The organism is Shewanella carassii (assembly GCF_019670705.1).
Lineage (GTDB): Bacteria > Pseudomonadota > Gammaproteobacteria > Enterobacterales > Shewanellaceae > Shewanella > Shewanella carassii.
This window is the reverse complement of the sequence record NZ_AP024618.1, coordinates 3,183,284-3,199,691: the sequence shown is the minus strand read 5'-3', so window position 1 is coordinate 3,199,691 and position 16,408 is coordinate 3,183,284. Positions and strand designations below refer to the sequence as shown.

The 16,408-nt window shown below is 53.9% G+C and carries 9 protein-coding genes; 7 read left to right on the top strand and 2 right to left on the bottom strand.

Going from position 1 to position 16,408, the window contains the following annotated elements; translation table 11 throughout:
* Window positions 1-37 precede the first annotated feature (37 nt).
* From K5621_RS14490 to K5621_RS14470, 5 genes are all read left to right on the top strand, one after another.
* On the top strand, window positions 38-1,306 hold the full coding sequence (locus tag K5621_RS14490; RefSeq protein ID WP_221049591.1) for a DEAD/DEAH box helicase: 1,269 nt from the start codon (window positions 38-40) through the stop codon (window positions 1,304-1,306).
* 98 nt (window positions 1,307-1,404) lie between these two features.
* Window positions 1,405-1,752 (top strand): hypothetical protein, encoded by a 348-nt coding sequence (locus tag K5621_RS14485; protein ID WP_051472568.1) that lies wholly within the window; start codon window positions 1,405-1,407, stop codon window positions 1,750-1,752.
* Between the two features lie 128 nt (window positions 1,753-1,880).
* Window positions 1,881-3,014, top strand: a complete 1,134-nt coding sequence (locus K5621_RS14480) for a CobW family GTP-binding protein (protein WP_221049590.1) — start codon at window positions 1,881-1,883, stop codon at window positions 3,012-3,014.
* A gap of 176 nt (window positions 3,015-3,190) precedes the next feature.
* Complete coding sequence (locus K5621_RS14475) at window positions 3,191-4,549, top strand: MATE family efflux transporter (protein WP_221049589.1); 1,359 nt, start codon at window positions 3,191-3,193, stop codon at window positions 4,547-4,549.
* Window positions 4,550-4,686: 137 nt separating this feature from the next.
* On the top strand, window positions 4,687-5,976 hold the full coding sequence (locus K5621_RS14470; RefSeq protein WP_028779000.1) for an NAD(P)/FAD-dependent oxidoreductase: 1,290 nt from the start codon (window positions 4,687-4,689) through the stop codon (window positions 5,974-5,976).
* Between the two features lie 63 nt (window positions 5,977-6,039).
* Here the strand turns inward: K5621_RS14470 and K5621_RS14465 are convergent, their stop codons facing one another.
* A complete protein-coding gene (locus K5621_RS14465; protein ID WP_221049588.1) occupies window positions 6,040-7,056 on the bottom strand; it encodes a LacI family DNA-binding transcriptional regulator in 1,017 nt (338 codons plus the stop codon).
* 483 nt (window positions 7,057-7,539) lie between these two features.
* Between K5621_RS14465 and K5621_RS14460 the strand changes: the two genes are divergently transcribed.
* Complete coding sequence (locus tag K5621_RS14460) at window positions 7,540-10,173, top strand: TonB-dependent receptor (RefSeq protein ID WP_221049587.1); 2,634 nt, start codon at window positions 7,540-7,542, stop codon at window positions 10,171-10,173.
* A 2,002-nt stretch (window positions 10,174-12,175) separates the two neighbouring features.
* On the opposite strand, the gene K5621_RS14455 is transcribed toward K5621_RS14460, so the two are convergent.
* Window positions 12,176-12,862 carry a SapC family protein gene (locus tag K5621_RS14455; protein WP_025009486.1) on the bottom strand — a complete coding sequence of 229 codons (687 nt, stop codon included), beginning with the start codon at window positions 12,860-12,862 and terminating at the stop codon, window positions 12,176-12,178.
* A gap of 624 nt (window positions 12,863-13,486) precedes the next feature.
* On the opposite strand from K5621_RS14455, the gene K5621_RS14450 reads away from it, so the two are divergent.
* Entirely contained in the window at window positions 13,487-16,183 is a 2,697-nt protein-coding gene (locus K5621_RS14450) for a family 20 glycosylhydrolase (protein WP_221049586.1), read from the top strand.
* Window positions 16,184-16,408 lie beyond the last annotated feature (225 nt).

Sequence of the window (16,408 nt, the reverse complement as noted above, 5' to 3'; positions counted from 1 at the left end):
TATACTCGCCGACCTTTTTATGTTTCAGGTGTTGAAGATGCAGTTTTCTGAAACCCAGCTGCCGGGAGCGCTGCTTGAAGCCGTTGCCCTGTGCGGCTATCGTGAGCTGACGGCGGTGCAGCAGCAGGTATTGCCGACGGCATTGGCCGGACGGGATATTATGGCTTCGGCCCAGACAGGCACAGGCAAAACCGCGGCCTTTGGCTTGCCGCTGTTGGCCACCTTGATTGACGAGTGGCAGCAACAGGGGCTCGCTGAGCCAGAATATGGCGCCGCGCCCAGAGTGCTTATCCTGACACCAACCCGCGAGCTGGCGCAACAAGTGGCGACTCAGCTGGGCAAATACGCCGCCCATACTCCATTTCGCATTTTGGCCATTTTCGGCGGCGCCAACTTCAACCCTCAACGCAAGGCGATAGCGGCCGGTATTGAGGTGCTGGTGGCGACGCCGGGGCGGCTGTTCGATCACCTGAGCCAAGATCATCTCAGGCTGGATAAGGTTAAGGCCCTGGTGCTGGATGAGGCCGACCGCATGTTGGACCTGGGGTTTTTGCCGGATATTGAGCGTCTGGGGCGCTATCTGCCAGATGGGCATCAGACCATGTTGTTTTCGGCAACCTTCCCCGAGGCGGTCAAGCGCCTCGGGCACAAGCTGCTCGATAAGCCAGAATGGTTTGAAGTGGATAAAGAGAGCCGCACTCAGGCGCAGATCCAGCAAAAGGTGTATCCGGTGGATTATCGTCGTAAAGCCGAGTTGCTTGCCGAGCTTATTGGTCGCAACAACTGGCAACAGGTGTTGGCCTTTGTCAGTACCAAGGAGAGTGCCGAGCAGTTGCAGCAAGAGCTGAAACTCGACGGCATCAAGAGCGCCTGTTTTCACGGTGACAAGACTCAGGGTGCCCGCAGCCGCGCTCTGGCGCAGTTCATCGATGGTGAGATTCGGGTATTGGTGGCAACCGATGTCGCGGCCCGAGGCCTGGATATTCCGGCCTTGCCAAGGGTTATCAATCTCGAGCTGCCATCGCAGGTTGATGACTATATTCATCGCATCGGCCGTACCGGCAGAGCCGGACGCAGCGGTGAAGCCATCTCTTTGGTGAGCCCGGCCGAAGAGCAAAAACTGGCTGAAATAGAAGCGCTGCTCGGTTACAAGCTGCCAAGAGAAGTACTGCCGGGTTACGAGAAGGGCGCGCCGCTGCCGGAGCGTTATTTACAGCCTGTAGAGAAGCCCCGACCTGCCAAGACTCACAGGGGCCATAAACCCGGCCGCAAGGGCCAGGCTCCGAAAGGGCCGAGGCGCAGATAGATCAAAAAAGCCTGCTATACTCAATGCGTTGCCTCAATCAGCCGTCGGCAGCGCAGCCCCCTTAGCTTAAGGAATAGTAAAGGTATCAGGAGATGAGTATGTTGCGAAAATTAGTGATCTTGCTGTGGTTGAGTATGCTTGTGGCTTGCAGTTCCATTCCCAAAGACTGGTCCGGTATGAGTTCAACCGAGATAGCCTCCTGGAAAGAGGCTGGTTTTGACTCCCGAAGCGCCCAGCAGTGGCATGTTGCCGGTTTCGATGCCTCAAGCGCAGGCGCCTGGCAGGATGCAGGCTTTAAACTCCAAGATGCCAAAGAGTGGCACTTGCAGAGCTTCTCTGCGGCTGAGGCCAAAGGCTGGCGTGCCAGCGGCTTTGACTTGGACGATGCCATGAAAAATCGTGCCAAGGGGCTGACACCGATAGTGGATCACGAACTCAAGCCCTAACAGCGGTCAAGTATACAGAAATGGGCGCTATCCGCGCCCATTTTGCATCTGTTTACAATTTCGAGCTAACTCTTTCCCTGCTTGGGTTACACTCTGCTGCCTCAATGCTGTAAAGAATGGAGTCACAGATGATCCTCAAGCCCGTTGCCACCAATCTGATCACCGGCTTTCTCGGCTCAGGCAAAACCACCTTTATCAAAGCGCTGCTGGCCAATAAGCCCGCGGGCGAGACCTGGGCGGTATTGGTCAATGAGTTCGGTGAAATTGGAATAGATGCCGGCCTGATGGGCCAGAGTGACTCTGACGTTGTCATACGAGAAGTGCCCGGCGGCTGTTTGTGCTGCGCCGCCGGGGTGCCGACTCAAGTGGCGGTGACTCAGCTGCTGGCCCGGGCCAAACCTGACAGATTGCTGATAGAGCCAACAGGCCTTGGCCATCCCAAAGAGATTTTGAAAACTCTAAGCTCGAAACAGTTTGCCGAAGTGCTCAGCCTCAAGGCCAGTATCTGTCTGTTTGACCCGCGCAAACTCAGTGACAAGCGCTATAGCGAACATGAGAATTTTCTCTCCCAGCTGCAGATAGCCGATATCTTACTGGCCGGCAAGCAGGACCTTTGGCAACAGCAAGAGTCAATGGTTCTGCCTGGGGATGAGCCGCAAAGTGAGCAAGGGAATGAGCCGGAAAGTGATCAGGCGAGTGGGCTGCTAGCTGCACACTTGAGGGAGCAAATAGCCGCCTTTATTGCCGCTCAGCAACTGGAAGGGGAGCTGTTTTACTGGTCCAAAGAGCAGAAGCTCAATGATGAATTGTTGCAGGCGCTGGTTCGGCCGGCAAAGGCCAATTTGAACACTAAAGCCACTCCCTTAGGCGCCGGGCTGCTGCGGCAAAATGCCGGTGTGTTTGCCATCAAGCCACTCGGCGTCGAGCTGCAGAGCCCGGAAGCACCCGAGTGGGACGCTCGCGGCATAGTGTTCAAGAGTAACAAAGGCGAGCGCTGTTACAGCTATGGCTGGATCTTTGCTCCGGATTGGCTGTTCGATCTTGAGCGCCTCTATCGCTGGGCCAAGGCGCTCGATGTGGTGCGGCTAAAAGCTGTGATGATCACCAAAGACGGCATAGCGGCGCTCAATATGCTCGACGGTGAATTGAGCGTTGAAGAGCTCGATGATGCCATGGACTCCAGGCTGGAGATCATCAGTCGCGCCCCTTTGCAGCCTGAATCTTTGGAGCAGCAACTGCTCGCCATGAAAGTCGCCGAATAACGCCCTATTCAAGGCTGTGGCATCCAGGCTGATAACTCGGGTACAATCCGCCATCCACTTTTTCCGAGGTGATTGATTTCGGAGTGCCAATTTGAATGGAGGCCGAGCTGGCGCCTCCTAATATGGTCTCTGATATCGAACTTATGGTTTAACACCTTTGATGTTGAGAAAGCGTCATGACCCCAAACAGCCCACAGACTGAGCAGGATCTCGCCTTACTGCAGCAACCTGTCAGTAAACTCTTTTGGCGTTACACAGTCCCCACTGTGATGTCCATGTTGGTGACCGGAATTTACGTCACCATAGACGGGATGTTTATCGGCCACTACCTGGGGGAAACGGGTCTGGCGGGTATTATGCTGGCTTACCCTGTGGGCGCCATTCTCTATGCGCTCGGTGCGCTTTTGGGCATGGGCGGCGCCGCGCTTATCTCCATCAATCTTGGCCGCGGTGATGTTGCCAGGGCCAGAAAAATTCTCGGCAATACCTTCAGTCTTTGTCTGTTGAGTGCATTGGTGGTGTCGCTTGCCGGAACCATGCTGACCGACGACATTCTGCGCTGGCTGAAAGCCGAAGGTGAGGTCTATGAAGGCGCCTACCAATACCTGTTCTGGTACTTTGCCTTAGGCATTTTCCCCATCATCTCCATGGCCTTCTCGGCGCTTTTGCGGAATGACGGTCGCCCCAGTTTCGTCACCTGGATCCTGGTGTTTGGAGGCGTGCTTAACACCCTGCTGGATTGGCTGTTTATTGTGGTCTTTCCATTCGGCCTTGCCGGTGCCGCCATTGCTACCATGTTGTCCCAGGCGGTTACCGGCGGCCTGTGTCTGCAACATTTCTTTGGCAAACGCACCCGGCTCAATATCGACTGGCAACAGATGAAACTGAGCCTGGAGCTGGTTTGGGAAATCGTCAAGCTGGGGATGCCCAGTTTCCTGATGAATCTCTACCTGTCGATTGTATTGACCATGCATAACATGGCGCTGCTCTGGACCGGCACTTCGCTGCATGTGGCCGCCTATGGCGTGGTGAGCTATACCGAAGCCCTGTTTTACTTTGTGTTTGAAGGCATAGCCCTCGGCACACAACCCATTCTCAGCTTCAATGCCGGTGCCGGTCGATATGACAGGGTCAAGCAGACCGCCAAAATGGCGTTTTCCGTCACCTTAATCTGCGCCTTGCTGGGATTGTTGCTTATCTACAGCCGCCCGGAATGGATGGTGTATCTGTTTGCCGGTGACAACCCGACCCTGGCCCCGGTTGCCATTGAAGGCATGTATCTCTATTTCTGGGGCTTGCCGATGGAAGGCTTGATTTTGGTGGGAGCCAGTTTCTTCCAGGCCATCAATCGTCCGGCAGAGGCCTCGATACTCACGGGCAGCAAGTTGCTGCTGATAGGCCTGTTCCTCTGGGTGTTTGCCTGGGCCTTTGGCGTGCCGGGCGTGTGGATCTCCTTGGCGTCCTGCAGCAGCCTATTGTGCCTGTGGATGTTCTACAGTTTAAAGCGCACCAAGGTGGCATTACACCAGCCTTGAGCGACAGGAAATGATGGCAAATATTCACCTGCATCAGTGATATATAAAGAAATATTAATTTAGAACTCAGGTTATTTTTGAGCAGGATCATGTTATAAAAGACTATCTTGCATTAGTTCATACTCTTGGGGGAATTTGTGACCGGTAAGCGGATTTTAATTGTGGGCGGCGGCGCCGGAGGATTGGCGCTGGCTTCCAAGCTGGGACGCAAATTGGGCCTGAAGGAAGAGGCTGAAATAACCCTGATAGACAAGAGTCCGGTACATATCTGGAAGCCCAAACTGCACGAAGTGGCCGTTGGGGTGATAGATCAATCAGTAGAAGGCTTGCTGTATCGCGACCATGGCCTGAAAAATGGCTATCGCTTCCTGCGCGGTGAAATGCTGCAATGCGATCCCGAGGCCAAGACCATCACCCTGGCCGGAGTCAGCAATGATGACGGCGAGCAGATTATCGCCGAGCGTGAGTTGCCCTACGACTATCTGGTAGTTGCCATCGGCGGGGTGGCCAACAGCTTCAACACCCCGGGTGCCAAAGAGCACTGTATCTTCCTCGATAGCCTCGACAGCGCCAATCAATTTCACCACAAGTTGCTGGACAACCTGTTACTGCTGGATGAAACCAGCGAAAAGCTCAGTATCGGCATAGTGGGTGCCGGCGCGACCGGAGTTGAGCTGGCCGCCGAGTTGCATCATGTGCTGGACTCGGTCAAAGAATACGGTTACCTCAATGTCGACAAGCATCATCTGGAAATTCACCTGATTGAGGCAGCGCCCAAGATATTGCCGGCACTGCCGGACAAGGTGAGCTCCAGAGCCCAGTCTGTACTGGATCATATCGGAGTACGCTTGCACATAGGGGTGCAGGTCAAAGAGGTGACCAAGCAGGGCTTTATTACCCAGGAAGATGTGCTGATCCCTGCCGGGCTTAAGGTGTGGGCCGCCGGCGTCAAGGGGCCGGATGTACTGCAGCAGTTTGATAAGTTGCCGGTCAATAACCGTAACCTTATCGAGGTCGATGCCTGTATGCGGGTCAAGGGCCATAAGGATATCTACGCCCTGGGCGACTGCGCCTTTTTGGTGCAGGACAACGGCAAGCCTGTGCCTCCCCGGGCACAAGCCGCATCGCAGATGGCGGAAACCCTGTATAAGAATATTCTCAACCGCTTGAAGGGCAAGGCAGAAAATCCTTTTGTCTACCGCGACTATGGTTCATTGGTGTCACTGAGCCGTTTCTCGGCGGTGGGCAATCTGATGGGCAACCTGAGATCCGGCTCCCTGTTTATTGAGGGTTATGTGGCGCGGATGATGTACATGTCTCTGTATCAACGCCATCTGGCGAGTTTGTACGGTTGGTTTTCGGCGTTGGTGTATCGTCTGGCGCAGCGGCTGCTGAAGTGGCACAGGCCCAAGCTCAAGCTGCACTGATAAAGTGATTTTGAATCTTATCGCAAAGGCGCTCAGTAGAGCGCCTTTTTAGTGGCTGGAATTTCAGCTTGCTTGCACCCTGGCGCTCGAGTCTCTGATAACCGGCTCTGGGGTGAAGATCTCGCTGCGAGCGCTCTGCTCACGGCGATTGGCGATCAACAGCTCGGTAGCTATCCGGGCAATCTTGCCGTTGGGCTGATGCACTGTGGTCAACTTGGGCCAGGTTTGGCGTGAGAAGGGGCTGTCCTCAAAGCCGACAATCGAGAGCTCGGTGGGAATATCCACCCCTTCCAGCCTGGCGGCAAACAGGGCTCCGGCGGCGATTTCGTCGTTACAGGCCACTATGGCGCTGGGCCGGTTAGCCCCTTTGAGCAGCTTCTTGGCACCTTCAACTCCGGATTCAAACGAGTATTCACCCTCGACAATCAGCTCGGGAGACTGGTCCAGGCCGTTATCCCTCAAGGCCTGACGATAACCTTCGAGACGCTCCTTGGTGGATTGGTGATGATAGTCGCCGCTGAGAAAAGCGATTTTCCGATGCCCGAGATCGATAAGATGTTGGGTAATGGCCACGGCGCCGGATCTGTCGTTAACCAATACCGCCAGCCCGGTATCGGCCTTTACTCTGTCACCGGCCATGATGCGAACATAGTTGGCACCTATGGCATCCAGGGCGGAGAGTACCTTGGGATCTTCCGACAGCGGCGGCGTCAGTACCAGTCCGGCCAGGCGGGCATGTTTCACCATAGTGGTCAGTTGTTCACAAATACCATCGGCCTTGGCATCACAGGGGTGGATCAGCAGCTCATAGCCCTTGTCCCGACAGGCGGAAAGAATACCGTTCTGCATATCGATAATATAGTAGGCATTGGGGTTGTCATAGACGAAGCCTATGACATAAGAACTGGTGGCAGCCAGGTTGCGGGCAGCTAAATTCGGCTGGTAATTCAACGCCTTGATTGCAGCATTGACCTTGTCGATAGTGGCCTGTTTAACCGAAGGCTCATTATTGGTGACCCGGGATACTGTCTTGATGGAAACGCCGGCATATTTAGCCACGTCATTGATGGTTACTTTCATTCAGCTTAGTCCGAGATGTCAGGCGAATACTCACAGCCAGCGGGGGCCGGAAGCGGCATGGCCGCTTGTCGAGCATCTTATACTGCTGACTTTTAGCCAGTTTGGCAACGCAGAATTTAGGGAAGGTGCGAATAAGTCCTCATGGCCTTCTCTTTTGCAGAGAGTGGCTTGCACAGCAATTAGCTTTCGGCGTTATCCGACTTCCTTAGTGATTAGGCCATTATATAAATTCGTTTCCCGCTATTGTTAACGCCCTTGGTTACACAAACTTCTGTCTGGACAGTTTTTAACCAGAATAAAAATCTGTTTTCTCCCATTAACACAGCAATATGACAGTTTTTATTCACTCTGGCGTTATTTTGTTGTGGCAAGACTGTTAATTATTGTGTAATGTTTATCCCTAGACATGACAGCGTTGTCATTCTCTTAAAGGGAATGGTTATGGCAACAAAAAAGATAATAAAGTGATGGAAGGGAAACGAGATGCGAACATCTACCTTTAAGAAAACTGCCCTCGCTGCAAATATCGCTATCCTCCTTGGGGGAGCGGTATCTGTTGGCGCGCTGGCTGCCGAGGCAGCAGATAACAACAGCAACGAAACTGCCAATATTGAAAAAATTGAAGTCCGCGGCATGCGTGCCTCGATGAAGGCTTCGGTCAATACCAAGCGTTTTTCAGATGCCGTAGTCGATGCGGTAACTTCAGAAGATATAGGTAAATTCCCCGACAGTGATGTGGGGGAGTCTCTGGGACGTATTCCTGGTGTCGCCGTTAACCGCCAGTTCGGTCAGGGGCAACAGGTCTCTATCCGCGGCGCCTCGGCGCAGCTGACCAGTACCCAGCTTAATGGCCACTCGGTAGCTTCTACCGGTTGGTTCGATCAGCAGGCCATCGACCGCAGTTTCAACTACACCTTGCTGCCGCCAGAGATGGTGGGCTCGATTGAAGTCTACAAGTCTTCCCAGGCCGATATTGCCGAAGGGGGCATAGGCGGTACTGTCATCATCAACACCCGCAAACCGCTGGATTTGGATGCCAATTCGGTTTTCCTGAGCGCCAAAGGGGACTATGGTAGCGTCTCGGAAGAGATAGATCCTGAAGCCTCCGGTCTCTACAGCTGGAAAAACGAAGATGAAAACTTCGGTGTGTTGCTGGCCGGTTCCTGGAGCCAGACGGACTATCAGCGCAATGGCATTGAAACCCTGCTTGGCTGGGGGGAGATAGTGCCAACCACCTTCCAACAGGATCGTGAGCGCACCGCAATCAACCTGGTGTTGCAGTATCGTCCCACCGACAGACTGGAATTGGGGCTCAACTACATGAATCTGGAGCTGGACGCCAACAACGCCAACACCTCCATCTTCCTGTTTCCCACTCAGCAAGGCGACTACACCTGTGAGCAGGTCAATGCCGCCGGCGTTTGTACCAAGATAAATCACAGCGATCAGGGCGGTTTTGCCTGGGCACAAACCTGGGCCCGTAAGGCGAGCATGAGCTCGGATACAGTGGATTTCAACTTCAACTATGAAGCGGATAACTTCACCGTTGAAGGCCGCATAGGCCGCACCGAAGCCGAGGGCGGTACCGACTTGACTGCCAACTATGGCAACTCAATCGGTGTCCCGGCTGACTTTGCCGGTATCTATGATGCCACCGGCGACAAGATCAACATCGACATCGCCAACAAGTATTTTGAGGCCGGTGACTTTAACGACCCATTGGCCACTGCCGGTTGGGCGCTGAAGAAGCAGCCCAACACGGATGAAGAAACCTTTGCTCAGTTGGACTTCAACTTCCCGGTTGCCTGGGGCGCTATCAGTGCCATCAAGACAGGTGTGAGCTATGCCGATCATGAAGTCACCCAGATGACAGATGCGGCGATAGTCAATGATGCCAAGGTACTGACCAAGGACGCTTCTGCCTACTACAATGGCACCATGTCATCCGGCGCCGGTTTCACTCTGCCTGAGCCGATATTTGATGCCATGATTGCCGATGCCTATGCCGCCATCGATGGCTTTACCGTCGACAAGTCTGGTTACGGCACTATCCAGGAAGAGAACCTGGCTCTGTACGCCATGGCTACTTTTGCCGGGGAAGGATTCCGCGGTAACTTCGGTTTCCGTTACATCTCTACCGACATTGAGTCTGACTATTACGCGCTGAATGATCAGGGCCAGTTCGCCGATGATCTGAGCACAGACAAGTCCAGCTATAACGATGTACTGCCGAGCGTTAACATCGCCTTCGACTTGAGTGAGGATGTGATACTGCGCGCCTCAGCCGCTCAGGTGATCTCTCGCCCCAACTACGCCGAACTGTTTGCTACCTCGACCCTGCCGGGTTACAACGATGGCACACCTTATAATGAAAAACTGGTGCGTGGCAGTGTGGCGCTGGAACCATTCAAGGCGACCCAGGCCGACTTGAGTCTGGAGTGGTACTTCAGTGATTCCGGCCTGTTTGCCGCCACTTACTTTATCAAGGATGTCAGCTCCTTTATCACCACCAAACAGAAGCTGAATCAGCAGATAGGTATTGAAGATCCCAATCTGGTAACCGAAGGTGAAAGTTCTTGTGGCGTAGGTATCTATGACTGCTGGACTGTGAGCGAGAAGTACAATGCCGACGGCGGCAGCATAGATGGTATCGAGCTGCAGCTGCAGGACTCCTTTGACAACGGTTTGGGTTACTCGGTGAACTATACTTTTGCCGATGCATCCTCTCCGGCAGAAAACTATCCGGACCGTGTGGGCGTGTTCTCTGACTCATCCAAGCATACCGTCAACCTGGTAGGTTACTATGAGATGGACGACTTTAGCGCTCGTCTGGCCTATAACTGGCGCTCTGAGTATATGATGCGCGAGCTGCCTGGTTTCTACGGTAACCGTCAGCACGAGTCTTACGGGACCTTGGACCTCAGTGCCAGCTACTCGGTAACCGACTATTTGGATATCACCTTTGAAGCGGTCAACATCACTGAAGAAGACAGCATACAGACGGGTGTTTCCCCAATTAGTGCAGAGGATGTGATCAGCGAGTTCAAGGCCGATTACCCAGTGTGGAGCTTTGAAGGCGAAGCCAGATATAAAGTGGGTGTAGCCCTGCGCTTCTAAGTTCAGGTCTTTATCTTCGATACCAAAGCCGACCCCAGGGTCGGCTTTTTGCAATCAGCTCCCTGAGCGCTTTCCCTGTATCTTTATAAAAATCTTCCTCAGCAAGTCACAGTTTCGCCAGTGCCTGGGAATTAAGTGTATGTTTGCTGACATTTCAGAAACTTCAAGTAACGTGATTCTTGCAGAATTGCACCAGCTCCCCTTCGGAACTGCCCCTTGCCCGGTGTGGTGCGGAACACCACGACTTTAGGCCGCTGGCACAGCGGCTAACATAGCTTCCAGCCAAAAAGTTCCTAAGTTAGTATTGGCCGAGCTTCCGGCCACGGTGTAGTCCATCACCTGCGGTGCGCTTTTTGCACAGGCGATCCTGTGACACGCTGTGAACCCATCCCTGGGCGCTCGACGAAAACGTCCCTGTTTTCGACGGTCACAGTTCCGCCTGTGCCTGGAAAATAGGCGTATGTCTGTAAACTCTTCAGATATTTCAAGCTACTCCATTCTCACAGAATGCACCGATTCCCGCTCGAAGCGGCCGCAGGGCGTTGATGACAATCGCGTAGCGAGGCATGGATGCCGAAGCAGCGCCAGTCGAATCAGGGATGAGCGTCTGGCGCGATAGCGAATTGGCATCATAAGCACAAGGGGTTTTCCGCTGCGTCGCGGGTCGCTGGGGGTTTGGAAAGGGGGCGAGTCGATACAGCCCCCTTTCCTCGGGTGTGGGGTGAAACTCCACGACGTTAGGCCGCTGGCACAGCGGCTTGGCTTTCAACTTAAAATCGCCCATTAGCGCTTGCCGAGCTTCCGGCCACGGTGTAGTCCATCACCTGCGGTGCGGATAGGCAGGAAGCCTGAATGCCGTGAAGGACAGGACGTCCGATAACGGCCTCTCGCACAGGCGATCCTGTGACTCGGCGAGAGTTGCATAGCAACATGCTTTCGAGCGCGAACCAGGGATGGTGAGCTGGCCGTTAAACAGGGAAGTTGTTGTGAACCCATCCCTGGGCGCTCGACGAAAACGTCCCTGTTTTCGACGGTCACAGTTCCGCCTGTGCCTGGAAAATAGGTGTATGTCTGTAAACTCTTCAGATATTTCAAGCTACTCCATTCTCACAGAATGCACCGATTCCCGCTCGAAGCGGCCGCAGGGCGTTGATGACAATCGCGTAGCGAGGCATGGATGCCGAAGCAGCGCCAGTCGAATCAGGGATGAGCGTCTGGCGCGATAGCGAATTGGCATCATAAGCACAAGGGGTTTTCCTCTGCGTCGCGGTTCGCTGGGGGTTTGGAAAGGGGGCGAGTCGATACAGCCCCCTTTCCTCGGGTGTGGGGTGAAACTCCACGACGTTAGGCCGTTGGCACAGCGGCTTGGCTTTCAACTTAAAATCGCCCATTAGCGCTTGCTGGGCTTCCGACCATGATGTAGCCCATCACCTGCGGTGTGGATGGGCAGGAAGCCTGAATGCCGTGAAGGACAGGACGTCCGAGAACGGCCTCTCGCACAGGCGATCCTGTGACTCGGCGAGAGTTGCATAGCAACATGCTTTCGAGCGCGAACCAGGGATGGTGAGCTGGCCGTTAAACAGGGAAGTTGTTGTGAACCCATCCCTAGGCGCTCGACGAAAACGGCCCTGTTTTCGACGGTCACAGTTCCGCCTGTGCCTGGAAAATAGGCGTATGTCTGTAAACTCTTCAGATATTTCAAGCTACTCAGTGCTAACAGAATTGCACCAATTCCCCCTTCATAAGCCAGCGGGGATTTCGGCTACGTCGGGGTGTCCTTAGGGATGCAAGGGACTTTGGACAAGCAAAGCCCCTTGCCCGGTGTGGCTCGGAAGGTCACAGTTCCGCCTGTGGCAGAAATATATGTGTATATCTGTAGCTTCAAATGACTCTGTTTGGGAAGAATTGTACCGATTCCCCTTTCTAGAGCGGTCCCTTGCACAGGTAATAGTGAACCAATAAAAAAGGCTGCCAAGGCAGCCTTCTGATCTCTGTACAGGGATTAATCCAGCAGCAAGTCGATTTGGTTCAGCGAGCACAGGTGAGCATAAACCGGTGAGTAAACGCCGCGCTTGGCAAATTCCAGTTTAACCTCATCGCTCAGGGCGTTGAGCTTTTGCTCATCGACGATATAGAGGCCATCTATATTGCTCTTTTCACCCTGTTTGTTGGTAACTGTCAGAGTCTTAGGTTGCAGTAATTCATGGCTGGTCAGGGTCTTGACGAACTGCTTGGTGATTTCACGGTACTCAATCAGGTTGCCGATAAATTCGATGCGGTTTTTCAGGAATTCGGTCTGCTCACCGGTTTCGGTAAACAGGGCTTCGCCCTTGTCTTCGCTGACATGCTTGCTGTTGACATCGATACCGATAAGTACATTTTCCTGGCTGGAGTCTCCGGCGGCAAAAGGTTGCATCCGGCACTGCATTGGCAGGTAACGTCGGGTCCAGGTGTTGTCCTTGATAAAGCAGTTGCTCTCAGGCTTCAGAGAGGTGATGGCAACCGGCTGGAATTCTCCACTTTGGCTGTTCTTGGCGAAAATGATCGGGAAACTGGTGGCGGCAGGCAAAAATTCCTGCACCAGCAAAGGCAACATATGGTGCTTCTCAAATTCGCTGAAATCTATGCCTGGAGTGACTTTCAGAGCCTTGTGTGCGCCGTTGTTGAGCGGGACGTATTGTGCTGTCATTGTCTTTTTATCCTTGTTGTTATTTGAGGTTCCGTCAGCCAATCAACTGACGCACCGGAAAATAAATCGTCACTGAAATATCGGGGCCAGAACCGCTTCTTCGGTTGTATTAGTACCGCAAACCAGTAAAAAGTTCAGCTTGAGACTTATTGGCTTGTGACCCCAAGCATGCTGCGGATGTTAACAGTGGTCAAACTGGATGTCATTGTTAAAAATATGTTTGCAAGCGCTGTTTTCAAGGGGGCTTGGGAAAATAAAAATTGTCAAAAAAATGTAGAAATAAGGTTTGTACTTGTGTATGTTTAGCGATGACAGCGTTGTCATTGCTTGTGTTACTATGGTTTCCATGGCCATGTTGTCTTGTAAGGTCTGCATGTCGAGGATGAGGTCTCCTTTACATGCCTTCCACAGTTGAGTATCTGTCGGGCGGCTGCGCAACTGTGTTTTCAATACTGTAGTCTCTCCCCGGAAACTAGAGTGGGCTGGGTGCTGATTTCAGTACCTGGCCATTTTTTTATCCCGGTTGTCACTCAACATAGCTTGTTGAGGTGACAGCCACTGCTTGAGTCGACAGGGAATATGGCATCATGGTGAAAACAATAATAAGGACAGGAGAGTAACGGAATGAAGTTAACTATCGCGGCGTTAGCCATTGCCTTGAGCTTGGGGCTGACGGCTTGTTCTGACAAGCCGCCGGCAACCGGGACTGAACCAGGGCAAGCCGGTTCTTCGTCAAAAGCCTCGAACGAAGATCTGACTCAGAATAAGCTGCATAGCTTTGCCCAGAGTTTGCAGCTGAAATATGCCGTGCTGTCCAATGTGCCGGATGACAACTGCGACCCGAGCCGTGCCGAAGGCCGCTGTTTCCAGGCGCAAATTCGCCTGACTCCGAGCGAAGATCTCAGCGCTTCTGACTGGGCCATCTATTTTAGCCAGATGCGTCCGGTACTCTCGGTTGCCTCGCCTGAGTTTCATATAGAGCATATTCAGGGCGATCTGCATCGTCTGACGCCAACCGCCGCCTTCGGCGGTTTCAAAAAGGGTGTCAGCGAAATCATCAATTTTCGCGGTGAGCTGTGGCAGCTGTCGGAAATCGATGCCATGCCCAACTATTACATGGTGGTTGAGGGGCTCAAGCCGGAGGTCATCGCCAGCACTGAAGTTAAGCAAGACCCGGATACCGGGCTTGAGTTGCTTCCCTATGTGCAGCCTTATACGGATGCCGAGAAACAATATCGCCGCAGCTCACAGGATAAGCTGCCCTGGGATACCGCCAATGTCGTCTTCGGCCAAAATGCCGATACTCCCGATGATGCCGGCCTTGCGGTGGCAAGCCTTATTCCTAAGCCGGATTCAGTGACTTGGCTTGAGCAAACACCCGTCACCCTCAATGCCGGGATTAAGCTTAACCCGAGCCACATAGCTACCGGAGTCGAGCTGCAATCACTCGAGGCGGCGCTCTTGCGCCTACAAAGGCTGGGTGTCAGCCAGAGCGAGCAAGGGTTGGCACTTAACTTGCTGCCTCTTGAGGAAGGGCAAAGCGAGCACTATCGACTCGAGATTGAGGCCGGCGGAATTAACCTGGCCGCCGCAGACGCTGCGGGTTACTCCTATGGCTTGGCGAGTCTTGCCGCCTTGCTGCAGTTGCCTGCCGATGATACCCAATCAATAGCACTGCCACAGCTGCGCATTCAAGATGGCCCCAGATACCCGTTTCGTGGTATGCATCTGGATGTTGGCCGCAACTTCCACTCCAAGGCGTTTGTGCTGAACCTGCTGGAGCAGATGGCGGCTTATAAACTCAACGTATTGCATCTGCACATGGCCGACGATGAAGGCTGGCGCCTGCAGATCCCCGGTCTGCCGGAGCTGACCGAGATTGGCAGCAAACGCTGCCACGATCTCGATGAAAACCGCTGTTTGCTGCCGCAACTGGGCAGTGGCCCCAATCCTGAGACTGAGGTCAACGGGTACTACACGACCCAGGACTATATAGACATTCTCAAGTTTGCCGCCGCAAGACAGATCCAGGTGATCCCGTCGATGGATATGCCGGGGCACTCCCGCGCCGCTATCAAATCGATGCAGGCCCGTAGCCGCAAGTTATTGGCTCAGGGCGACAGTCAGGCCGCCAGCCAATATCTGCTGGCAGATCCCGAGGATGCCACTGTCTACAGCTCTATTCAGTATTACAACGACAATACGCTCAATGTCTGTATGGAGTCCAGTTACACCTTTGTTGCCAAGGTGATAGATGAAATTGCCAAGCTGCATCAGGCCGCCGGAGTACCGCTTAAGCGCTATCACATAGGTGCCGATGAGACCGCCGGTGCCTGGCTCGACTCGCCGGCCTGTGAACGCTTTATTGCGGCCAATTCGCAGCGAGTGGCCGACAAATCGGCCCTCGGCGCCTACTTTATTGAGCGGGTATCGCAGATGCTGGCCGAGCGCGGCATAGAGACGGCCGGTTGGAGCGATGGCATGAGTCACGTCAACCCGGCCAATATGCCGAGCCCGGTGCAAAGCAATATCTGGGACATAGTCGCCCACGGCGGCTTCAAACGGGCACATGCCCAGGCTAACCTCGGCTGGGATACTGTGCTGTCCAACCCGGAAGTACTCTATTTCGATATGCCGCCGGCGGCCGATCCGAAAGAGCCCGGCTATTACTGGGCCAGTCGCAGCAGCAACAGTCGCAAGTTACACAGCTTTATGCCGGATAACCTGCCGGCCAATGCCGAACAGTGGGGCGATATTGAGGCCAGGCCTTTTGTCGCCGATGACACAGAGCAACTCAGCCCACAAGGAAAGCGTCTCAGCGGCCCAATGGCGCCGGGCAGGGGCTTTATAGGTCTGCAGGGGCAACTCTGGAGCGAGACGATTCGCAGCGACACGACCGCAGCCTACATGATTTTCCCTCGCCTCTTGGTTTTGGCGGAAAAGGCCTGGCATAAGCCGGACTGGGAGCTGGCTTACCGGCATCAGGGGGCAAGTTACAGCCAGGATTCCGGTTATTTCGGTGCCGAGCAGCGAAAGGCGCAGGCAGAGGATTGGTATCGACTGGCCAACATCCTGGGGCATAAGGAGCTGGCCAAGCTGGATAAGGCCGGGGTCCATTACCGTTTGCCGCTGCCGGGCGGCAGAATCAAGGATGGCAAGCTTGAGGCCAATATCATCTTTCCCGGGCTCAAGATCCAATATCGCCGACCAGGGGCTGAATGGCAGGAGTATCGCGGCCCTGTGGCAATTGCTGCGCCGCTTGAGCTTCGCAGTGTTTCGCCCGATGGCCGCCGCTACAGCCGGGTTCAGCCACTGAATTAGTCTTTAAGCAGGTACGGATGTGGGCTGGCGTTAACTGATAACGCCAGCCCACGCTGCCTGACTTATTTTTAATGCCCGGTTTTTAATGTTTGAGTTGCGTTTAGAAGAGTGGCGTTTAAGAGTGGTTAAGGACGCCTGAGTCGCTCAAAGATAGTGGCTTGCTGAGTATTTATTGGTTAATTTTCAATGTGTTAGTCAATGGCGAGTTCTAGCCATGAGTCGATT